Here is a 19,672-nt window from a genome sequence, read left to right as displayed (position 1 = left end):
AAACGAAATGTATTTAAAGTCATGTAAGGTATTACAGGGAGAAATTGAAGGTAAAGATCAATATCCCTTTAATATACCAAGTTTGCAGGATTTACAGGAGCTAGAGTTTCCTACGAACGTGACCTTCTTCGTAGGGGAAAACGGCTCTGGGAAATCAACCTTATTGGAGGCTATAGCTGATCGCTGTGATTTTAATACTGCGGGAGGCGGTCGCCAAAATTTATATGAAGTACATAAAGCGGAATCTGCACTCGGGGAATTCATCCGTTTATCCTGGTGGCCAAAGGTTTCAAATGGCTTTTTTCTACGTTCGGAAACGTTTTATCAATTTGCGAGTCATATTGATATGTTAGAGGAGCCTGACAATAGGAAAAAGTATGCAGCTTTTGGTGGTAAGTCGTTACATCATCAATCGCATGGCGAGTCCTTTTTATCGCTATTTATGCATCGCTTTAAAGGGAAGGCAATTTATATTTTGGATGAGCCTGAAGCGGCGTTGTCACCTACGAGGCAGTTAAGCTTACTCAAAATTATCAAAGATTTAGAGCATGAGGCACAATTTATTATCGCCACACATTCACCTATTTTGCTTGGCTATCCAAATGCAACAATCTATAGTTTTGATAATGGGGAGATTGAATCTATTCGTTATGAGGATACTATACATTACATTGTTACGAAGCGCTTTTTAAATGCACCGGAATCCATTTTTTCAGAGTTATTTGATGAGGAGAGAGAATCATGAATCAACGTAAAGGCTTAGTTATGCGAGAAATTCGATTAGATGAAATGGCACAGTCAATAGATTTGCTTAATTATGTTTTTCAAATGTCCATGTCCATTCATAAGGATCGTCGCTTTGTGAATGCTAAGAGTAAGCAATTTAATGAGGGGCATGCAATTGGTTGGTTCGATGGTTCACATCTTGTATCTCAAATTTTAAGCCTACCTTTTGAGGTAAATGTTCATGGAAAGATCTATGAAATGGGAGGCATCACTGCGGTCGGAACGTACCCTGAATATTCTGGGCATGGCTTGATGGAGAGCCTTATCATTGAGTGCCTAGAGCGGATGCGAAACGAAGGACAATGTATATCCTATTTATTTCCATATTCTATCCCTTATTACCGAAAAAGGGGTTGGGAAATTATGAGTGATATCGTGGAATTTCAAATCAAAGATACGCAGCTTCCTCGCTATGGAGGCCTAAATGGAAAAATCCGTCGTGTCGATCCGAAACATGAAGATGTTGTGACCATTTATGCACATTATTCAAAGAAGACGCACGGTGTCATGGTTCGTAATAGTATCGCTTGGAATGAAAAGTTTCAGGAAGACTTTTGGGAAGAAAAATTTATTGATAGTGATGTGAACCTTCAGGCTGCAGTGTATTATGACGAAGATGATATGCCGCAGGGATATATGTTTTACCGCATTATGGAGGAAAACTATTACATCGATGAAATTGTCTATTTACAGGAAGAGGCGCGTAAAGGCTTATGGAATTTTGTCTCAGCACATAGCTCGATGATTTACAATGTTTATGGTAAAACAACCGGCAATGAAGCTGTTGCCTTTTTGTTAGAGGATAGTGAAATTATTCAAAAGGTATCCCCTTATTTTATGGCGCGAATTGTAGATGTAAAAGAATTTCTGTTACTCTACCCATTCGTAGGAAATGATTTTCAGCTTCGACTCGCTGTTAGTGATCGCACTGTGGCATGGAATAATGGTACATTTGTGATAACGAAGCAGAATGGAAAAGTTACTGTCGAAAAGGTGAGTGAGACACAATCTGAAAATGCAATTCAACTAACAGTTCAAACACTTGCTACAATGTTACTAGGCTATAAACGACCGAGCTATTTAGAAAAAATCGAGCGTTTACAAGGCAACGCCATTGAAATTGCACTACTAGAGACGGTGCTACCAGTAGGCATTCCATCGTTTATTGATTATTTTTAACAAAATTATGGGGATTTGTGCAGAAGTAGCTGTGCAGATTCCTTTTTTATGGGTTAAAAAAATTGATAGGTTTAGAGCGAGAACTGATTGGGTCAAATAGAAAACTGATCAGGTTAGCGCAAGAGCTGATCGGGTTCAAGAGAAAACTGCTCAGGTTAGCGCGAGAGCTGATCGGATTCAAGAGAAAACTGCTCAGGTTAGCGCGAGAGCTGATCGGGTTCAAGAGAAAACTGCTCAGGTCAGCGAGAGAACTGATCGGGTTCAAGAGAAAACTGCTCAGGTTAGCGCGAGAACTGATCGGGTTCAAGAGAAAACTGCTCAGGTAAGCGCGAGAACTGATCAGGTTCAAGAGAAAACTGCTCAGGTTCAAGAGAAAACTGCTCAGGTTAGCGAGAGAACTGCTCGGGTTCAAGAGAAAATTGATCAGGTTAGCGCGAGAACTGATCAGGTTCAAGAGAAAACTGCTCAGGTAAGCGAGAGAACTGATCGGGTCCTAGAGAAAACTGATCAGGTAAGCGTGAGATCTGATCAAGTCCCGAAATAACTACTACACTGATGTTTGCATTTCCTAATTCAGGAAACATCTATTCCTCTGAAATCGTCTCTATATAAACAGATTGGGGGATGCAGATGAACGATTTCGAGAAGTTAGAAAGAAAGAAAATATACAAAAAAACGCTTCTAGTGCTACTTATTTGGATTATGTTTTTTGCTAGTATTATAGGGTACGGTATTTATTGGGTGTTTTTTGATTGGACTAGATTTAAACAAGAGCTGATTGCTGAATCTACATCTCCACAAGGAACCTATACAGTGAAAGCTTATGTTTCAGACGCTGGTGCGACGACTTCTTTTTCTGTGTTGGGAGAGTTAGTATTCAATCATGAGAAGAGAAAGTCGAAGAAAATATATTGGCAATATCGAGAAAATCGAGCATACATTAACTGGAGCGATGATGATACAGTAAGTATTAACGGTGTGACATTGAATGTTCCTGATGAAATATATGATTATCGTGATAATGAGTAGCCATAACCGTAGTAGTTATGGCTAATTATGCTGTTAGCCAAGCTTTTTTTAGCAGTTTTACACCGATGATGATTTCTTCCGTTTTTAACTTACTAAAGCCTAATTGAATAATAGGAACAGTGCTTTCTTGTTGTAGGAAATATGAGCTCGTAGGGTAGACCTTGACTCCGTATTGTTGTGCATTTTCAATTAGCTGGTCTTCAGAAAATTGTGTATGCATCTTGACCAATATATAAAGCCCAGATTGCTTTCCAAGTATCGTAACTTTTTCTCCGAATTGCTTGTTAAGTTCCTCTACGAGTGTATTTATTTTATGTTTATAGGTAATACGCATTCTTTTAATATGCCGTGTCCATTCACCGTTTTCCATGAATTTCGCCATTGTTAATTGATGTAAGGGCGAGGCGTTATGTTCAAAATGAGCAAAGCGTTGTTTATATGGCTGAACAAGTGCTTTCGGTAGCACCATATAGCTTAAACGAATAGCTGGTAAAAATGATTTTGAATATGTCCCCATATAAATCACACGTGACTTGTCGATCGAGGCGAGAGCAGGAAATGGCTGTTGCGTATAACGGAATTCCCCATCATAATCATCCTCAAGTATATAGCCATCAACATTTTTTGCCCACTGAATTAAAGTTTGCCGTTGCTGAATACTCATGGAAACACCATATGGGAAATGATGAGAAGGTGTGACATAGAGTAGGCGCGAATGTAAATGCGCTAAATGGTCAAGCTGCGCACCGTTTTCCAACACAGGTAATGTCTCTATCTGAAAGTCATGCAGCTTGAACGCTTCTCGAGCACCATTGTAGCCAGGGTCTTCTAAAATAACACTTGGGAAAGCTTGCTTTAATAGAAAGCCAAGATAAATTAACATTTGTTGCGTACTGCTACCGATAATAATGTCTTCTTCATTTACATGAACGCCACGAGCTTGAAGCAAATAATTCACAAGCTGTTCCTTTAAAAGTGGCTCACCGAAAGGATCGCCATATTCATAGCACTTTTGTAACGGTAACACTTGATTTGCCATTTGACGCCATACTTTTAGAGGGAAATGCTGTTGATCGACAGCACCAGCCCGAAAGTCAATGATGATTTCTCCACCGGTAGTTGTTACTTTTTGAGTAAGGCTTGGTCGTTCCTCTTCCTGAAGAAAAACTTCTTCAACTTCATTCACGAAATATCCCTTTCGCCCTTCACCACGTATGTATCCTTCTGCTACTAGCTGTTCATAGGCAGTTAAAGTTGTATTCCGACTGACATATAAAGTTTCAGCTAACCTTCGAATAGAGGGCAGAGAATCATTCGTTTTCAATTTCCCTTGTTCGATTAACCATTTAATTTGCTGATAAATTTGTTTGTATTTTGCCTCTTCATCTGTGAATAAGAAAATGAAATCCTTCATAAAGTCCCTCCTTGACATGTTGAAATATCTAGAACTGTTTCTTTTTAAATGTCAGATTGTTTTTTATCATAATACAAGAATTACATATTAAAAGAAATGGGGAGAAATGAAAATGGAGATATTCACAGTAACGTTAGCAACAGTTGGAGAAGTAGTGCCATTATTTAATGCTTACCGAGAATTTTATGGTCAACCATCCGACTTAGAGCAGGCTGAGCAGTTTCTCATGGAGCGTCTAAATAAGGAGGAGTCGGTAATTTTTCTAGCTTACTTGGATGCGCAGCCAGTTGGTTTTGTCCAGCTCTATCCTATTTTTTCATCAGTTGCAATGAAAAAGGCATTTATTTTAAACGATCTATTTGTGGCAGAGCAGGCTAGGAAACAAGGAGTAGCGCAGGATCTAATTGAACATTGTTATTCATACTGTTTACAGAATGATGCACGTTATATAGCTTTAGAAACAGCGACAGACAACGTTCGTGCTCAAAAACTTTATGAGAAGCTTGGGATGAAAATAGACAATAAAGTATTTCATTTTATTAGATATTGGTAAAAGGAGGTTCGAAAATTGACCGTAACAATTAAACAATTAAAAACGCAGCAGGAATGGAAAGAAGCATATGCTGTTATGGTGCAGCTTCGTACGGAATTAACATTAGAAAAGTATCTTCTATTATTAAAGGAAATGATCCAAGATGGCTATATGTTATTTGCTTTATACGAAAATAATAACATTGTGGCAGTCGCTGGATTAAGTTGGAGAGTCAACTTCTACAGTGAACGCCACATTTTTGTCTATGATTTAGTAACAGATGGGGCCTATCGTTCAAGAGGCTATGGTGAAAAATTATTGCATTATCTTCACCAATGGGGAAAAGAAAATGGCGCGCACTATTTTGCTTTAGAGTCTGGTGTTCAAAGGACTAATGCGCATCGTTTTTATGAAGATCGATTAGGGTATGAAAAATGGTGCTATTCTTTTCGTAAAGTATTGTGATCAAATATTGAACGAAATCCGAACAAAGAATGAAAGCGACTAGTCTTTTTCTAGTCGCATTTTAACGTTTACATACCGATTAACATTTAATTATTAACTATAAAGGATAATTATTTAATGATTATCGTTAAAAATTATCTTGATTTCAACTCGGCAGTTTAATATGCTTAACATGAAGAAGGACAGTAAGATAGGGTACCGACGAATTTTCCTCATTAAGTGGCGGAAAAGTAGGGGTTAGCGGCGAAGTTTTCACTTTAAGCGGCGGAAAGACGAGAGTTGGCGGCGCAATTCGAACATTAAGCGGCGGAAAAGCAATTGTTACCGGCGAACTTCAAACATCAACCAAAGATTTCCGGAAAACACCTGCACATTGCTCGTCATTCTTCATGAAAAACATTTTGAACAGGGGGAAAAATTATGATTTTGGAAAGTGCAATAAGTGCAATTGCTCAGGTCATTTTATTTTCAGTTATACCGTTTATTTGGTGGTTTATCTCAGCAAGAAAGAAACAATCATTTTTAAGATGGCTTGGCATTCAAAAGCCTGTCATTGAAAATAAAGGGAATTATTTTGTATGGGTTTTATTCATTATTGTTTTATTAGCCTTACCATCCACTATAATTACTTATCTCTACCTAGACAGTTCAATCTTAGCGTCTAATCGTTTTACAGGACTTGGTTTTTCCGCGCTCATACCAGCACTTTTTTATGCTATGGTACAAACGGGATTGTCAGAGGAGCTGTTGTTCCGAGGCTTCTTACTAAAAAGATTCAAGCATAAGTTTGGTTTTCAAATGGGAAATATCATACAAAGTTTACTTTTTGGAATCTTACATGGATGGATGTTTTATTCCTTAGTTCCTTTTGGAGTTGTAGTATTAGTTGTTATGGCAACCGCGTTTACAGGTTATTTAATGGGGTGGATCAATGAACGGAAATCTAATGGCTCCATCCTAACAAGCTGGGGCATACATGCCATTGTCAATTTGTTTGCCTCCTTCATGGCAATGTTTAATATACTCTAAAAACCTAGCTCATTTGCATTTCATCATGTTCGATTGCATAATAAAACAGGAGAGGTGATGGAAGTGCAGTTCATCGAGCAGGTAATAAAGGGATGCTTGATAGTGGGTTTAATATTGCTGGGAGGGCGTATTATCACTGCAATATGCCGTTATTATAATATAGCATTTACGACTTTTTTCGTTGATTATCATGTCGCCTCACTAGTTATACTATTAATAGGTATTATTGGAACTGAAATATTTAATAGACGAAAAAGGAAGGGACGAGCATAAATGACGGAATGGCCAAAGGGAGTAGCAAAGCCTGCTATACGTGCATTAAATGAAGCAGGGTATACACAATTAGAGCAATTGGAAAATGTTGATTTATCAACGTTGAAAAATTTACACGGGATGGGACCGAAAGCGCTAGCGGCCATTGAAGTAGCATTGAATGAAGGTAGGAAGCAAAGTGAATAAACTGACATTATTTTTATTGGCAATGGTAGTCTATTATATTTTTGTTGTTTTCGTGATTAGCAAGTTATTTATTATTCCTCTCATGAAGTTTATGGCACTTGTATTCTTCCTTGGAGCTGGTTTTATTTTTTCTCGAAAGATGCGGAAGAAACTACAGTAGGAGGAATTATGAAAATTACAAAACTAGCCATATTTTATTTGGTCATATTTATGTTGGCACTATTACTATCACTAGCTGAGGTTAGCCCATCCATTTCACTCGGCATTTTTATCTTTATCGCCATTGCAATGATTTATAGACATATACATATTGTATTGTGGACAAATAATATGAAATTGGTAGATAAGTTAGTGAAAGATCGCAAGAAGCATCCTTTTTTTGCCTACCTATATGCTGTTGCTTATGGTACAAGGGAAGACCAACTGCATTCATTAGAAACAGTAATCGTAAAATATAAGAAGCCAGCCTTGAAGTATAACTATAAATTTATAAAGGCAATGATGGAAGAGAATTTAGAGGAAGCAAAGGATGCGACTAATAAAATAAATAAAGAGCCTTTAACTAGCTATGCAAAATGTTATATCGCTGCATTTGAAGGGCGAACAACTGACATGCGAAGTGATCAGCTTACACAGTCGTGGATGCAGCCAGCAATTGAAGCGGTTTATGCATACAAAATGAAGAATGAAATAGCTCTTCATCATTTTTCTCAGGAAAGCATTGAAATGGCTCGTGGTGTACAAAAATATATGTTAATACATACATTTGAAAAAATGAAAACGAATCTCTAAAAATTTTAGGCTACTTGATGCTATATGGTGTCAGGTAGCCTATTTTTAACTAGTAAATTTACATTTAAACATACAAATCTTGTATACTTATTCGTCTAATAAAGTAAGAGAGGTGAAAAGATGGAGTTTGATGAGCTTTATGAACAATATTTTCAATGCATTTATCAATTTATTTACTATATGGTCTCGGATCCAGGTTTAGCGGAGGATTTAACGCAGGAAACTTTTATTCGTGTTTATAAAGGACAGTTTAGAAATGAGGCTGCTATGGGCACTTACATAAGGAGAATTGCACGAAACCTTGTCTATGACACCTATAGAAAAAAAGCACTTATTAAATGGCTACCATTTCAAAAAGAACATGAAAAACGTGAGAAACAATATGTACCACATGATTGGATTATGCAGTCTGAGGAGCGTCGGCTATTATATGAAGCAATCCAATTATTAAAGCCTGAATATCGAGAGGTTCTTATTTACAGAAAAATTGAAGAGTTGAATTTAGCCGAAACTAGTGAAATCTTAGGGTGGTCTACAGTAAAAATAGCGAATACACAGCGAAACGCTATGAAGGCTTTAGAGAAGAAACTTGGAGGTGATGAATTTGGATTTAAACAAACGACTGAAGGAACTCAATAAATTACCAGAGGACCCAGCTGTAAAGGCCCGTATTTATGAACACATTCACCATAAAAAGAGAAATGGCTTAACGTTATGGAAGGAAAGTTTCCTAATATTAACGATCGCCATGATTGCTCTATTTTTTATTTTGATTCCACAAAATTCTTCACCGCCTCAAACTGCTAGTCAATCCATCCAAGCGATTTATAAGCATTTTGGAGGAAAAGAGGGGAATTTCTTTGCTAGAAGTTCAAGTTTATATATATCTGTGAAAAAGGTTGAAGATACATCAGTTTTTAGTTTTTTTGAAGATTTAACACAATATGTTGAAAAGGCAGATGGAAAGTTAGGTAACTATATTACAGATGTAGTCGTTGTAAGAAATCGTCAGGAAGAGCGCTATCAGATCTCAGATACAGGCATGCTAAATGTTGATTCTGGCCAGTTTTTTGTTGGGAACTCTAACATGTATGATGAAGTATTTCAAACATTATACTCTGTAGAAACAATACCATGGATATTTATCCTGCCACTTATTATGGTAGCTGTAAATACATTCTCTATGTACTATTATAAACGTCATAATCACCAAGGATTTAAACCATCAAAACGTTTATGGTTGCTGTTAGTACTTGTACTTGCGATGCTTTCAAGTGTTTTTGCTTGGGCAACATGGGTTGGTCCATTGTATAAACCATTAATGATTATGTTTGCGTTTTTATATGGTTTCATTATTTGGCATAATATAAAGCGAGAGGTACAGACATATGCCATATATAAAGTAGAAACAATAAAAATAAGTATTATTAGTGCAACACTTGTTTTAATTATTATACTTTATTAATAGATATAACAATAAAACCACCTATTCTTTTTGCATAACAATTGCAAAGATATAGGTGGTTTTAATTACCCATCATACAGTTTGGAGCGAGGTATTATCTATTCCTTCTTACTCAATAAAACCCCACGTACTATTCCCATTATAAATATAATACACAGTACAAATAGAAATAAATAAGCATGCCACTGCTGTAAAATACGATTATGGCCTAAAGCCACCGTTAAGTCATTGAAAAGTGAATATGTAAAGTACAGTAGTATACTATTTTTGATGAGACAAAAAGTAATGATCCCATTCTGTCTCTGTACATGAGAGAGAGTAGGCTTATTTTTACGTAATATAGGATAAGCTGCTCTAATCTCTAAGTATTGTAAAAGTAAAAATAGCATGAAAGCAATAAAGGGTAAATAAAAAATAGCGATCTTCGGTCCAAATTGCGCATGTTCACTTGTAAAGCTTTGTAAAACTGGTATAGAAGCGGGGAGCTTACTGTATTGGATAAGCGTTGCCGTAATGCCAGCTATAAAAATTGTTGCGACAATAAGCGTTATCGGTGTACAAAAACGCGGTGTAGGTGTTTTTTGTTGTTCAAGCATTCGTTCACCTCATATATCATTTAAAAAATAGCAGTCTGTTATACTGTATCATATGAATAAGATCAAGTGTGTCATAGAAAGAAGGATTAGATGGAATACTTATTGTTTTTACTAATCGGCATCACTGGCAACATTATTGGAACATTAGTGGGAGGTGGCGGGCTAATTACATTACCGACCATGATGATATTGGGGGTACCAGTTCATTCAGCGATAGGCGCAAATAAGGTTTCTAATATGGTCAGTGCTTTTTCAAGCTTCTATACTATTTTTAAAAGAAAAGAATTGTTATGGTCAGAAATGCGTTCGGTATTATTTGTTTCCCTAGTAGGTGGTACGCTTGGTGGGCTGTTTGCATCGTTTATGAGCAGTCAAACATTGACGTTTATCGCTATAATTTTATTAGGCTTTGCCCTTGTTATGTCCTTTATAGGCGGGGCTGAATTTGGAGAAAAAGACACTTTTACAATGAATTGCAAAAACGGTCCAATACTTCTTGGTGTTGGTTTTTATGATGGGATGTTCGGTCCTGGGAGCAGTACACTGGCACTTTATACATATGCTCATGAGAAAATCTCTTATATGAAAGCTGTAGGTCTGTCGCGTGTAGGTGTTTTTGCGATGTGCTCAGGAGCCGCAATTACGTATATTGCCACAGGTAAAATTGATTGGCCACTGACCATCGTTTTAATGGTTGGTTCTGTTATTGGTGCGCAAATAGGAATTATACTTGCAAGAAAGGTTAAGGCAAATCAAGTAAAGCTATTACTACGTATTGTGACAATTGTACTAATAGTACAGCTCTTGTATGATTTTATCTTCATTCAGTAGAATACGCCCATGTATGAAGGTGATGAGATAAATGGAGATGAGTTTCCTTTTCAGTGGATATCCAAACATCTACTGAAATAGAGGAACTCAGTCTAAGGAACGCTACGTCCTGTGGCAACGACTGAGTGACCAACATCGTGTTGGCCTAAAGCCTTCGGCGGATGTCACGGATTTTGAGAGGAATGAATTGTGCGAGCACAATTCAAAATCCGGGCGCAATTACGCCAAGGCGAAATTGATAAAATACAGTTATAGGGAGGCGGTAACCATGTTTGAAATCACACCTTATCCATCTTTTTCGTGGTCACTGTCACGTCATAAAACGTTAACAAGCTGTGCACGAAAATATGGCTATGAATATTATTTTTCTCATAATGGCTGGTTAAGTTACAATGTGGAGCCATATCATCAACATGTCTATCGCTTAAAAAAGCTGCAATCTATGCCGATTTTATTTGGGCAAATCGTCCATCATTTAATAGAGCAATCGATCAATGATTATTTACAAACCGGCAAGGCGCCGACTGTTGCTGAACTAGTAAATCGTGCGCGTGGCCAGCTTAATGCCGCTTTTATCGATTCTACACGCCATGTAGATTTATGGAGACATAAGCCTAATAAATTTTATATGATGCAGGAAATTTATTACGAAGGGCAGTTAAATCCTGAACTTGTACAGGACTATAAGGAGCGAATGACGGCTGTCTTTGATAACTTTCTTAACAGTGAAACGTTCCAGCAAATTACAGCTCAAAAAGGCTCACTAAGAATCGGTGAGCCTGAACAATTTCGTTCCATGAAAATCGAGGGGACACAAGTTTTCGTCGTAATGGATTTTCATTATTATGATGAAATGACAGACAAGTGGATTATTATCGACTGGAAAACAGGTGGAGAGTCCGATGATGATCGTCAGCAATTAGCGCTCTACGCTTACTATATTCAGCAGAAATATCGCGTATCTCTTGACCAGATTGATGTCTATAATGAATATTTATTGACTGGCAAACGAAAAAAATATGCCTTTACAGCATTTGATATGGACAATATTTTACATACGTTTCAGCGAAGTGTACTAGAAATGAAAAAGTATCAGGCTGATATTTTTTCCAATGAACCTGTGGACTTTGAGGAATTTGAGCAAACCCTTGAAAAATGGCACTGTAAAGGGTGTAATTTTAAAGAATTATGTGTGCAGAATTGAGTAGAAGATGGAGCGAGCGATCAAAATGTGCCAACTAAATGAAGTCATCAAAATAGTCACTTACTTTATTTTTATCTTTATCTTTACTAAATGACTTTAAATGTTAATCGTCATTTTTATATCAGAGTGACCAAATTGTTCTTGAATAATCTTAAAGTTGACATTTTTACTAACCATATAAGGAGCATACGAATGTCGTAAAGCATGAAAATTTAATTGAGGAAGATTGTATTTTTCAATAATTCTTCTCCATACCGTATCTATCGCAGCTGGTTTTGATGGATAGCCGTCAGAATTAGTAAAGAAAAAGGCAAAATTACAGAGAACTGGCTTATAAAAGTTTATGCTCTTAAATCGATCGTTGCACAGCGTATTACAATTCCACCAGTAAATACTGCTTACGACAATAAGTCATGTAGTTCCGAAACAGTAATGAAACATTACATTAACAATCATATAGTCAATCCAGTGGATAAAAGGCGTAAAATACCACAACTTGTAATTGCACCTGATAAGCAACGTGGAATGCGTGTAGATTATTCTTCTCGTTTTAAAAAAGTGCAGAGGAGATGAGTACATTATCGTTAGCGAGTGGATTAGGATGGGATGTCACGTTAGATATACACAATAAACAATGGGTATTCGATGTTGTGGAAGGCAAGAATCTAGTTGCTGGACAATCTATTAATCCACCAGTTATTTTCAGTCCTCAATTTGAGTCACTTAAATCGCTACAGTACACACAGAGCGAGCTTAATTACAAAAATGTGGCTATCGTTGCTGGTCAAGGTGAAGGAATTGAGAGACGTGTAATAGAGGTCGGTGATTTCTCAGCATTCAATCGTCATGAAATTTTTATCGATGCACGAGACGTAGCAGAAGTTGGTATTAGCTCCAGTAATGGCACAAATGCCTTCCGCAGTACCTCTTAATGCTATTGCTCAACCGACTGGAATCATTGTAGATAAGTCATTAGATATATTAACTACAATATTGGATCCTTTAATTCAGGTGATGGTTTCAATTAGTTTTCCGATAGCGTCCGTAATTATGATTGGTGCATGCTTTTTCTTCATGTTTGGTAATAATGAAAAAGCTTGGTCCATGATAATGAACGCTGGATTAGGTTATGTATTAATTCAAATGTCACCATTGTTTTTAAAGATACTTAGAACGATTGGTAAGGCTATTTAATTATTGTACAGTTTTAATGGCATACAAGCCGACACTTTCGAGTCAGCCTGTATATTTTTAATCAGCAATTTTATTTACGACCAATGATGGGAATCTATAAGTGACGGATCCTGTGGCTCTTATGACCCTGATGCTAAGTCTATCACCTTCGTTTAATCGTAGTTGTATTGTTTTTCCTATTGTGTTAACCATTTCTGATAATACATCTTGATCACCAACTGAAACTACAATAATGTTTAAAGATTCAAAATTGCTAGCAGTCGCAAGGGTTGAATCATTGATGAACAATCCAAACCAAACAGCCGCACTATCATTAGAAGAGATAAGATTGACTGAGATGTCCATTTTGATTTCATATATGCCAGCGGTGGCAACTTGAAGGTCAGTAGTATTATTAGGAACGGTAGCAGGATTTACATTTAATGACGGACCAAGTGTCGTGAAAATAACTTTCTGCCCTAAAGTAGGCGGTATAGTTGGGGTAATTATCGTTACATAGTCTTCAGTGGAATCGTAAAACGATCCATATGCTAAAGTCGTCTCCTCTTTTGGTGGATCGGGAATAACAGGCGGTATACAGGATGCGTCAATAGCCCTGAGCGGTCTAACTCCAGTACAATTGAATTTTCCATTACTACACTGTTGACAACCACAACCTGATTGATGAAATCCATTATTATTTATATTCAAATTAACACCTCCTTTTTTCTAATATTTTATTCAAACATGCAATCAAACGGATGTGTCACCCAACTATCTAATGTTAGAAAGAAGTGTTTACTTCAATAATCAATAAAAAGGCCACTCCGTGATGGGTGGTTTTTTAAAAAAATAAGTGACTAAAAAGTGACCAACAATTGACTAAACGTTACATTCAGCTAGAGTTGGTGATTATTAATGACAATACAACGATAAATAAACATTGGTAAATCAAGATTTTGATTTAACTTGAAACATAGTGAAAGTTCAATTTAAATATCAGGCTGATATTTTCTCCAATGAACCTGTAGACCTTGAGGAATTTGAGCAAACCCTTGAAAAATGGCACTGTAAAGGGTGTAATTTTAAAGAATTATGTGTGCAGAAATGAGCAGAAGATGGAGCGAGTGACCAACTACATTAATTCATCAAAATAGTCACTAGCTTTATTTATATCTTTACTAGTTAAATCTCTTTAAATGTAAACCGTCATTTTCATATCAGAGTACCTAGAGATAAGAAATTATTTTGAGGAAAAACACTCTAATTTTGTTAAATCACTTCCATTATCACGTTTTTATTGGTAGGATATTGGATTGTTAGTATAGTATACTAAAAAATTGTGTTTTCTATAATAAAGCTGGGTAGGGAGAGAATAATGAAAAAATTATTTATTGTGTTACTAGCAGCATTTATATTTGCAGTAGTACATCCAACAAAATCAGAAGCAAAAGTGATGTATGATGGAGCAGAAGTTGTGAAAGGGCAAACAGGAAAAATGACCTTTAAAAAAGACATCAAAGTATACAAGAGAAATCCAAATGGTACATTTGATTCTTTAGTGGTTAAGCGAAATAACTTCTTTAAAACGTATGATATTGAAAAATATGATGGCAAAGCATTTTATCAGATGGGGCAATATCGGGTACAAGCAACAGATTTAGTAGTTTTCAAAGAAGTACCAATAAAAATTCGTTCATCTTTCTATAATAATCCAACTTATATTTATATTAATCGTGATGGTATTACTAATAAATACGGAAGTTACTTCAGAGAACAAGACCAATGGTATATTTCTTTCTCGGATACAAATAATGGACAAAAACTTAATTATTGCGCTTCCGATGATGATGGTACTTACGATCCGTGTATTTATTATCTTGGTACAGATCTTAAGATCGCTGAGACAGTATCGAGAGAAAGCAATGTACGTTATGAGTTAACAAAAGATGCAGGTGGGAAAAGTACGCCATTAAACGGAGCTAAAACTGAAACAATGTATGCAAAGGGAAACACTTTTTCATCGCAAGGTACTGAAATTAATGGTTATCTACAAGTATTAAGTGAATCGGATCCAAAAAGTTACACTTGGCTTCCAGTAGATTTATTAAAGCCAGTTAAGTGATAGATTAGGAATTATCTAAAGCCCTCTTATTAATAATTTGTTAAGGGGGCTTTTTGTATAGCATGTGATACGAAGGAATTTTGTTTTCTAAACTTAATTTGTGTAGGGGGAGAAAAATGAAAAAATTATTTATTGTGTTACTAGCAGCATTTATATTTGCAGTAGTAAATCCAACAAAATCAGAAGCAAAAGTGATGTATGATGGAGCAGAGGTTGTAAAAGACCAAACAGGAAAAATGACCTTTAAAAAAGACATCAAGGTATACAAGAGAAATCCAGATGGTACTTTTGATTCGCTAGTAGTAAAACGAAATAACTTCTTTAGAACGTATGATATCGAAAAATATGATGGCAAAATATTTTACCAGATGGGGCAATATCGCGTCCAAGCAACGGATTTGGTAGTTTTTAAAGAAGTACCATTAGAAATTCGTTCGTCTTTCTATAAATCCCCAATTTATATTGTTAGTACTCGTGATGGTATTAATGCTAGCAAAGATTACGGAGACATCATCAGAAAAGAAGGATCGTGGTTTTTTGATTTCAAGAATACAAAGAATGGACAACTACTGAAGAAATGCAACAGTGAATATGATAAAGACGAATTTTGTTATGAGTACCCTGGTACAGATCTTAAAATCGTTGAGAAAATATGGACAGATAGTGGCGTACGTTATGAACTAACAAAAGATGCAGAAGGGAAAGGTGTTCCATTAAAAGAATCTAAAACTGAAAGAATGATGAAAAAAGGAAGTACTGTTTTTTCAAGGTTTTATCTTGAAATTAATGGTTATATATATGTAGCCGATGACTTAGAAGGAAGACTCGATAATGCTGTTTGGATTCCAATGAATTCACTAAAGCCAGTTAAAGATAAGTAATAGATTAGGAATTATATAAAGCCCTCTTAATAATATTTGTTAAGAGGGCTTTTTTATACGGTAGGTTGACATGCGGGTTATTGTACACAATTATATCGAATATATAATATCGGCTTGAACGGTAGAAAGGTAAAATTATGTTAAGGTAAAACATGTTATTTTTATTAAATTTATCTTGCTTTATTACGTTTTTGTTAGTAAAATATTGGATTATTAGCAAATTTAATTTATGTAGGGGGAGAATAATGAAAAGATTATTTATTGGGTTACTAGCAGCATTTGTATTTGCAGTAGTACATCCAACAGAATCAGAAGCGAAAGTGATGTATGATGGAGCAGAAGTTGTAAAAGAGCAAACGGGAAAAATGACCTTTAAAAAAGACATCAAGGTGTACAAGAAAAATCCAGATGGTACGTTTGATTCGTTAGTGGTTAAGCGAAATAATTTTTTTAGAACGTATGATATTGAAAAATATGATGGCAAAACATTCTACCAGATGGGGCAATATCGCGTACAAGCAACGGATTTGGTAGTTTTCAAAGAAGTACCAATAAAAATTCGTTCATCTTTCTATAACAATCCAACTTATATCTTTATTAATCGTAATAGTAATATCGCAACTTACGGAATGTGGTTCAATGAAAGTACCAACCCAGGTTTTACTTTTATAAATAATGGACAAATACTTTCTTATTGCGGTCCAAATGATGTTAGTTCTAAAGAGTGTATACAGTATCCTGGTACAGATCTTAAAATCGCTGAGTCGAAAAGAAGCGAAAAAGGCGTGCGTTTTGAGCTAACAAAAGCTGCAGATTTTAAACTCGATCCAATAAAAACATCTGCAACTATAAGTACATTGAAAAAAGGAAGCATTTTAGTTTCAGAAGGTCTTGAAATTAATGGTTATCTAAATGTAACTTGGAAAAGAGATGACAACAACGAGTCCACACATTGGATTCCAGTGAATTTATTAAAACCGGTTGTAGATAAATGATAGATTAGGATTATATAGCTCTCTTAAAAAGGATTTGTTAAGAGGGCTATTTTTTTCGTTGGTTGAATTGCGGACAGGATGTTTATCGATGATTTGAGCTTAGTTGATTAAACTATGAAAAGGGGCAGTCATTATACGTAGGAAAGCTTACGTTTTTTTGAAGCCCAGATGAAGACGAATTTCATAACATTTATTTCGAAGTTTCGATAAATAATCACCACATCCAATCTAAGTTATCCGACTCTATTGAATATGCAATAAAGTTTTTACAGAAAGAACTTTCAAACAACATTGGTATTGCGTGTTGTCAATCTTGCCAACTCGGTAATTTCAATCCATTCGGTGATTTAGAAAATGAAGTGTTTTGCTTAAAAGAAATGACTCCTCATAATCGCGATGATTTCGTTAAAATCTTCTCTAAACAGGATATATATTTCATACAAAAAGTCGGAACCTTCTTGATTTTTGTATGGATTATAAACCTATATCTGAAGACGAAAAAAATACTTATAATGATTGGGGTTTAGAAAATTTATCTTAATTCAAAGCCACAACATTAAAATTTAACATAGCCTAAAAAATAAGTGACTCAAAATAATTAACTAAATGGTATATTCAGCGTGAAATGTAATGATAAAAATACATAGGTAAATCAAAATTTTGATTTGTAACATAGTGAAAGTTCAATTTAACGGATATTTTCTTCGATAAACCCGTGAACTTTGAGGGCTATGAGCAATGTCTGCAGAATTGAGCAGAAAATGAAGCAGATAGAATGTCATACCTAACTAGGTGTGGCATTTTATTATGTTTCATATTTTTTGTATTCTCAACCCATTATATAAGTAGATGGGAGGTGTTTATTTATGGAGTATGAATATAAAGTAAAGTTTTACTTTGACGAAGGCCGTGAAGAAGAATATAAAATAAAGAATAATATTGAACAAGAAACATTTACAGAAGAACTTTTTAATGGGTTCAATGAGAAGTCTTGGTATTCATTTACTGAAACAGAACATTATAAAACGATTTTAATCAGTACTAAAGAAGTTTATCAAGTAGTAGTAGAAAAAAATGTTTTAGAATTTGATTAATCACATGTTTGAAGTCATATCTAACTCTGTGTGGCTTAGCTTTAAAAAGGTTGTTTTCTAAAAGTATGTTGCTGTTAAAAAATAAAGACAGAATAAATCTACAAATTCTTGTAGAATCAATTCTGTCTTTTTTTGATTTTTCGTAAATTGAAGCACAAGTCATTGAAATATTAAACTGTTTGCTATGAAATATTATTTACGTACAAATGTTTGATACATTATAGCTGTAATAGTAGTATGTGCACGAGCGTTAGATAACTGGCCATTATCATAAATAGAAAGAAGAGAAATAATAAAAGGGTCACCGAAGGATAGTGACCCATAGCAAAGAAATAGAGGTATATGGAATATTTTAAATATGAACATTAGAAGTTATTAAGTTTAATTTTTGATAGAAATGTTAATACGCACTATTAAAGAAAGCGGCACCAACAATAATTAGAAGAATGAATAAAACTACAAGTAGCGCAAATCCTGAACCGTAGCCATAACCACTGTTACCACCATAATATTGAGACATAATAAAATTCCTCATTTCTTTATTTTATAATATGTTTAGTTTCAAAAGGGACTGCGATATCTGTCATAGGATTCCTTAGGAAAAGTTTATAATAACTTACAAATTGTTTGGGTTAGGTAAAGTCATATCCGGTTGGTGATGACTTATTAATAACGAAAAGTTTGTTTAATTTTGGAAATCATCCCTTGATTTTACTCGTCTCTATAATTAGTATTTAATGGAGGGAGGAGGATTACATGAATAAAAAACAAAAACATATTCCATTTTTGAAAAGACCTTGGGTATCTTCAATTGGTGTATTTGTAATGTCACAAATCATCTTCATTACATCTGAAGTAACGGGGTGGATACCTAATTATCGAGATTTTAGTGGTACGTTATTTGCAAGAATTACTGAATCTTCAATTTTCAGAGAGTGGTTTACTTTTTATGAAACACAACATTTCAATTTACTTACCATCTTTTTTGGCATCGTATTTCTTGTGCCTGGAATAATAGGTGGGATAAAAAATGTTTTTTCGCCAAGGACTATATAAGTTAATGAGCATTTTCAAGCAGTAGTACGTTTGGTTAGAACTTTAAATCGTAAACCAATAAAGTTTCCGAATAATAATTATGGATAACTACTGTATCTGAGAAGAATGTTTAGGTAAATCTTATTAATGGAGAGTGTTCTCTGAAATTCTTTACCCAGTGAACTATGAGGAAATTGAGCAAATCCTTGAAAAATGGTACTGTAAAGAATGTAATTTTATTTTACAATCGTAAATTTTTTGAGGTGAAAACATGAAATACACTTGTCCGTGTTGCGGATATCAAACATTAGATGAGGAACCACCAGATACATATAAAATTTGTAAGATTTGCTTCTGGGAAGATGATGGGGTTCAATTTCGTGATCCAGATTATAGAGGCGGTGCAAATGAAGTATCCTTAAAACAAGCACAACAAAATTTCCTTACTTTCGGAGCTTGTGAAAAAGAATACGTAAAAAATGTAAGACAACCAAACAAAGAAGATATAAAAGACCCGAACTGGCGAATTTATTATTAACCGTTCTATCGACATAATATTAAAAGGTGCTGCTCCATAGTCAAAAACTA

At 35.2% G+C, this 19,672-nt stretch carries 27 protein-coding genes; 22 read left to right on the top strand and 5 right to left on the bottom strand.

The features are described from left to right. Positions 1–7 precede the first annotated feature (7 nt). The 4 genes from ACFVT8_RS09445 (at position 8) to ACFVT8_RS09430 (ending at position 2,994) form a co-directional block, all read left to right on the top strand. Positions 8–745 (top strand): AAA family ATPase, encoded by a 738-nt coding sequence (locus ACFVT8_RS09445; RefSeq protein WP_387083345.1) that lies wholly within the window; start codon positions 8–10, stop codon positions 743–745. Next, entirely contained in the window at positions 742–1,965 is a 1,224-nt protein-coding gene (locus ACFVT8_RS09440; RefSeq protein WP_387083344.1) for a GNAT family N-acetyltransferase, read from the top strand. Before ACFVT8_RS09445 ends, ACFVT8_RS09440 begins: the two co-directional genes overlap by 4 nt. Before the next feature lie 62 nt (positions 1,966–2,027). Beyond that, on the top strand, positions 2,028–2,291 hold the full coding sequence (locus ACFVT8_RS09435) for a hypothetical protein (protein WP_387083343.1): 264 nt from the start codon (positions 2,028–2,030) through the stop codon (positions 2,289–2,291). 304 nt (positions 2,292–2,595) lie between these two features. After that, on the top strand, positions 2,596–2,994 hold the full coding sequence (locus ACFVT8_RS09430; RefSeq protein WP_387083342.1) for a DUF5412 domain-containing protein: 399 nt from the start codon (positions 2,596–2,598) through the stop codon (positions 2,992–2,994). Between the two features lie 25 nt (positions 2,995–3,019). Here ACFVT8_RS09430 and pdxR read toward each other — a convergent pair whose 3' ends face one another. Beyond that, positions 3,020–4,408, bottom strand: a complete 1,389-nt coding sequence (pdxR, locus tag ACFVT8_RS09425; protein WP_387083341.1) for a MocR-like pyridoxine biosynthesis transcription factor PdxR — start codon at positions 4,406–4,408, stop codon at positions 3,020–3,022. Positions 4,409–4,520: 112 nt separating this feature from the next. On the opposite strand from pdxR, the gene ACFVT8_RS09420 reads away from it, so the two are divergent. From ACFVT8_RS09420 to ACFVT8_RS09390, 7 genes are all read left to right on the top strand, one after another. Beyond that, complete coding sequence (locus ACFVT8_RS09420) at positions 4,521–4,961, top strand: GNAT family N-acetyltransferase (RefSeq protein WP_387083340.1); 441 nt, start codon at positions 4,521–4,523, stop codon at positions 4,959–4,961. A 15-nt stretch (positions 4,962–4,976) separates the two neighbouring features. Continuing rightward, the gene (locus ACFVT8_RS09415) at positions 4,977–5,405 is read left to right on the top strand and encodes a GNAT family N-acetyltransferase (RefSeq protein WP_387083339.1); all 429 of its coding nucleotides are present in this window, start codon (positions 4,977–4,979) and stop codon (positions 5,403–5,405) included. A 420-nt stretch (positions 5,406–5,825) separates the two neighbouring features. Then, entirely contained in the window at positions 5,826–6,434 is a 609-nt protein-coding gene (locus ACFVT8_RS09410; protein WP_387083338.1) for a CPBP family intramembrane glutamic endopeptidase, read from the top strand. A gap of 273 nt (positions 6,435–6,707) precedes the next feature. Next, on the top strand, positions 6,708–6,893 hold the full coding sequence (locus ACFVT8_RS09405) for a helix-hairpin-helix domain-containing protein (RefSeq protein ID WP_387083337.1): 186 nt from the start codon (positions 6,708–6,710) through the stop codon (positions 6,891–6,893). A gap of 168 nt (positions 6,894–7,061) precedes the next feature. Next, complete coding sequence (locus ACFVT8_RS09400) at positions 7,062–7,685, top strand: hypothetical protein (RefSeq protein ID WP_387083336.1); 624 nt, start codon at positions 7,062–7,064, stop codon at positions 7,683–7,685. 120 nt (positions 7,686–7,805) lie between these two features. Beyond that, positions 7,806–8,324 carry an RNA polymerase sigma factor gene (locus tag ACFVT8_RS09395; RefSeq protein WP_387083335.1) on the top strand — a complete coding sequence of 173 codons (519 nt, stop codon included), beginning with the start codon at positions 7,806–7,808 and terminating at the stop codon, positions 8,322–8,324. Next, a complete protein-coding gene (locus ACFVT8_RS09390) occupies positions 8,290–9,150 on the top strand; it encodes a hypothetical protein (protein ID WP_387083334.1) in 861 nt (286 codons plus the stop codon). The genes ACFVT8_RS09395 and ACFVT8_RS09390 overlap by 35 nt, the downstream gene beginning before the upstream one ends. Before the next feature lie 98 nt (positions 9,151–9,248). On the opposite strand, the gene ACFVT8_RS09385 is transcribed toward ACFVT8_RS09390, so the two are convergent. Further along, positions 9,249–9,746: a DUF1648 domain-containing protein gene (locus ACFVT8_RS09385; RefSeq protein ID WP_387083333.1), complete on the bottom strand. Its 498-nt coding sequence runs from the start codon at positions 9,744–9,746 to the stop codon at positions 9,249–9,251. 90 nt (positions 9,747–9,836) lie between these two features. Here ACFVT8_RS09385 and ACFVT8_RS09380 point away from each other — a divergent pair, with 90 nt between their 5' ends. Then, on the top strand, positions 9,837–10,577 hold the full coding sequence (locus ACFVT8_RS09380; RefSeq protein ID WP_387083332.1) for a sulfite exporter TauE/SafE family protein: 741 nt from the start codon (positions 9,837–9,839) through the stop codon (positions 10,575–10,577). A gap of 268 nt (positions 10,578–10,845) precedes the next feature. Beyond that, on the top strand, positions 10,846–11,781 hold the full coding sequence (locus tag ACFVT8_RS09375) for a PD-(D/E)XK nuclease family protein (protein WP_387083331.1): 936 nt from the start codon (positions 10,846–10,848) through the stop codon (positions 11,779–11,781). Between the two features lie 96 nt (positions 11,782–11,877). Here ACFVT8_RS09375 and ACFVT8_RS09370 read toward each other — a convergent pair whose 3' ends face one another. Further along, positions 11,878–12,126 (bottom strand): tyrosine-type recombinase/integrase, encoded by a 249-nt coding sequence (locus ACFVT8_RS09370; RefSeq protein ID WP_387083399.1) that lies wholly within the window; start codon positions 12,124–12,126, stop codon positions 11,878–11,880. On the opposite strand from ACFVT8_RS09370, the gene ACFVT8_RS09365 reads away from it, so the two are divergent. The 3 genes from ACFVT8_RS09365 to ACFVT8_RS09355 are packed head-to-tail and all read left to right on the top strand — an operon-like array spanning position 12,064 to position 12,975. Next, entirely contained in the window at positions 12,064–12,354 is a 291-nt protein-coding gene (locus tag ACFVT8_RS09365) for a Gp37-like protein (protein ID WP_387083398.1), read from the top strand. The two genes, ACFVT8_RS09370 and ACFVT8_RS09365, sit on opposite strands and share 63 nt — an antisense overlap. Next, positions 12,351–12,713 (top strand): Gp37-like protein, encoded by a 363-nt coding sequence (locus tag ACFVT8_RS09360; RefSeq protein WP_387083330.1) that lies wholly within the window; start codon positions 12,351–12,353, stop codon positions 12,711–12,713. The genes ACFVT8_RS09365 and ACFVT8_RS09360 overlap by 4 nt, the downstream gene beginning before the upstream one ends. After that, the gene (locus ACFVT8_RS09355; protein ID WP_387224251.1) at positions 12,691–12,975 is read left to right on the top strand and encodes a hypothetical protein; all 285 of its coding nucleotides are present in this window, start codon (positions 12,691–12,693) and stop codon (positions 12,973–12,975) included. The genes ACFVT8_RS09360 and ACFVT8_RS09355 overlap by 23 nt, the downstream gene beginning before the upstream one ends. A gap of 57 nt (positions 12,976–13,032) precedes the next feature. Here ACFVT8_RS09355 and ACFVT8_RS09350 read toward each other — a convergent pair whose 3' ends face one another. Then, the gene (locus ACFVT8_RS09350) at positions 13,033–13,665 is read right to left on the bottom strand and encodes a hypothetical protein (RefSeq protein ID WP_387083328.1); all 633 of its coding nucleotides are present in this window, start codon (positions 13,663–13,665) and stop codon (positions 13,033–13,035) included. A gap of 667 nt (positions 13,666–14,332) precedes the next feature. Between ACFVT8_RS09350 and ACFVT8_RS09345 the strand changes: the two genes are divergently transcribed. From ACFVT8_RS09345 to ACFVT8_RS09330, 4 genes are all read left to right on the top strand, one after another. Further along, entirely contained in the window at positions 14,333–15,079 is a 747-nt protein-coding gene (locus ACFVT8_RS09345; RefSeq protein ID WP_387083327.1) for a hypothetical protein, read from the top strand. Between the two features lie 116 nt (positions 15,080–15,195). After that, on the top strand, positions 15,196–15,960 hold the full coding sequence (locus tag ACFVT8_RS09340) for a hypothetical protein (protein WP_387083326.1): 765 nt from the start codon (positions 15,196–15,198) through the stop codon (positions 15,958–15,960). 245 nt (positions 15,961–16,205) lie between these two features. Beyond that, positions 16,206–16,955, top strand: a complete 750-nt coding sequence (locus tag ACFVT8_RS09335) for a hypothetical protein (protein WP_387083325.1) — start codon at positions 16,206–16,208, stop codon at positions 16,953–16,955. Positions 16,956–17,821: 866 nt separating this feature from the next. Continuing rightward, entirely contained in the window at positions 17,822–18,049 is a 228-nt protein-coding gene (locus ACFVT8_RS09330; RefSeq protein ID WP_387083324.1) for a hypothetical protein, read from the top strand. A gap of 400 nt (positions 18,050–18,449) precedes the next feature. Here ACFVT8_RS09330 and ACFVT8_RS09325 read toward each other — a convergent pair whose 3' ends face one another. Next, complete coding sequence (locus tag ACFVT8_RS09325) at positions 18,450–18,569, bottom strand: YjcZ family sporulation protein (protein ID WP_387083323.1); 120 nt, start codon at positions 18,567–18,569, stop codon at positions 18,450–18,452. Positions 18,570–18,805: 236 nt separating this feature from the next. Here ACFVT8_RS09325 and ACFVT8_RS09320 point away from each other — a divergent pair, with 236 nt between their 5' ends. Both ACFVT8_RS09320 and ACFVT8_RS09315 read left to right on the top strand, forming a co-directional pair. Continuing rightward, positions 18,806–19,105, top strand: coding sequence for a YfzA family protein (locus ACFVT8_RS09320; protein ID WP_387083322.1), 300 nt, complete (start codon positions 18,806–18,808; stop codon positions 19,103–19,105). Between the two features lie 250 nt (positions 19,106–19,355). After that, positions 19,356–19,622, top strand: a complete 267-nt coding sequence (locus ACFVT8_RS09315) for a CPCC family cysteine-rich protein (RefSeq protein WP_387083321.1) — start codon at positions 19,356–19,358, stop codon at positions 19,620–19,622. The last annotated feature ends 50 nt before the right edge of the window (positions 19,623–19,672 follow it).

Origin of the sequence: Lysinibacillus sp. NPDC058147, assembly GCF_042884205.1 — a bacterium.
In the GTDB taxonomy this organism is placed as follows: domain Bacteria; phylum Bacillota; class Bacilli; order Bacillales_A; family Planococcaceae; genus Lysinibacillus.
The sequence above is the reverse complement of the archived record's forward strand: the minus strand, read 5'-3'. Positions and strand labels throughout refer to the sequence as shown.

Bases quoted from the DNA above. Each gene is read 5' to 3' on its own strand.
- ACFVT8_RS09445 (WP_387083345.1), top strand. From the start codon at position 8: ATGTATTTAAAGTCATGTAAGGTATTACAGGGAGAAATTGAAGGTAAA.
- ACFVT8_RS09440 (WP_387083344.1), top strand. From the start codon at position 742: ATGAATCAACGTAAAGGCTTAGTTATGCGAGAAATTCGATTAGATGAA.
- ACFVT8_RS09430 (WP_387083342.1), top strand. From the start codon at position 2,596: ATGAACGATTTCGAGAAGTTAGAAAGAAAGAAAATATACAAAAAAACG.
- pdxR (WP_387083341.1), bottom strand. From the start codon at position 4,408: ATGAAGGATTTCATTTTCTTATTCACAGATGAAGAGGCAAAATACAAA.
- ACFVT8_RS09420 (WP_387083340.1), top strand. From the start codon at position 4,521: ATGGAGATATTCACAGTAACGTTAGCAACAGTTGGAGAAGTAGTGCCA.
- ACFVT8_RS09410 (WP_387083338.1), top strand. From the start codon at position 5,826: ATGATTTTGGAAAGTGCAATAAGTGCAATTGCTCAGGTCATTTTATTT.
- ACFVT8_RS09405 (WP_387083337.1), top strand. From the start codon at position 6,708: ATGACGGAATGGCCAAAGGGAGTAGCAAAGCCTGCTATACGTGCATTA.
- ACFVT8_RS09400 (WP_387083336.1), top strand. From the start codon at position 7,062: ATGAAAATTACAAAACTAGCCATATTTTATTTGGTCATATTTATGTTG.
- ACFVT8_RS09395 (WP_387083335.1), top strand. From the start codon at position 7,806: ATGGAGTTTGATGAGCTTTATGAACAATATTTTCAATGCATTTATCAA.
- ACFVT8_RS09385 (WP_387083333.1), bottom strand. From the start codon at position 9,746: ATGCTTGAACAACAAAAAACACCTACACCGCGTTTTTGTACACCGATA.
- ACFVT8_RS09380 (WP_387083332.1), top strand. From the start codon at position 9,837: ATGGAATACTTATTGTTTTTACTAATCGGCATCACTGGCAACATTATT.
- ACFVT8_RS09375 (WP_387083331.1), top strand. From the start codon at position 10,846: ATGTTTGAAATCACACCTTATCCATCTTTTTCGTGGTCACTGTCACGT.
- ACFVT8_RS09360 (WP_387083330.1), top strand. From the start codon at position 12,351: ATGAGTACATTATCGTTAGCGAGTGGATTAGGATGGGATGTCACGTTA.
- ACFVT8_RS09355 (WP_387224251.1), top strand. From the start codon at position 12,691: ATGCCTTCCGCAGTACCTCTTAATGCTATTGCTCAACCGACTGGAATC.
- ACFVT8_RS09345 (WP_387083327.1), top strand. From the start codon at position 14,333: ATGAAAAAATTATTTATTGTGTTACTAGCAGCATTTATATTTGCAGTA.
- ACFVT8_RS09340 (WP_387083326.1), top strand. From the start codon at position 15,196: ATGAAAAAATTATTTATTGTGTTACTAGCAGCATTTATATTTGCAGTA.
- ACFVT8_RS09335 (WP_387083325.1), top strand. From the start codon at position 16,206: ATGAAAAGATTATTTATTGGGTTACTAGCAGCATTTGTATTTGCAGTA.
- ACFVT8_RS09330 (WP_387083324.1), top strand. From the start codon at position 17,822: ATGGAGTATGAATATAAAGTAAAGTTTTACTTTGACGAAGGCCGTGAA.
- ACFVT8_RS09325 (WP_387083323.1), bottom strand. From the start codon at position 18,569: ATGTCTCAATATTATGGTGGTAACAGTGGTTATGGCTACGGTTCAGGA.
- ACFVT8_RS09320 (WP_387083322.1), top strand. From the start codon at position 18,806: ATGAATAAAAAACAAAAACATATTCCATTTTTGAAAAGACCTTGGGTA.
- ACFVT8_RS09315 (WP_387083321.1), top strand. From the start codon at position 19,356: ATGAAATACACTTGTCCGTGTTGCGGATATCAAACATTAGATGAGGAA.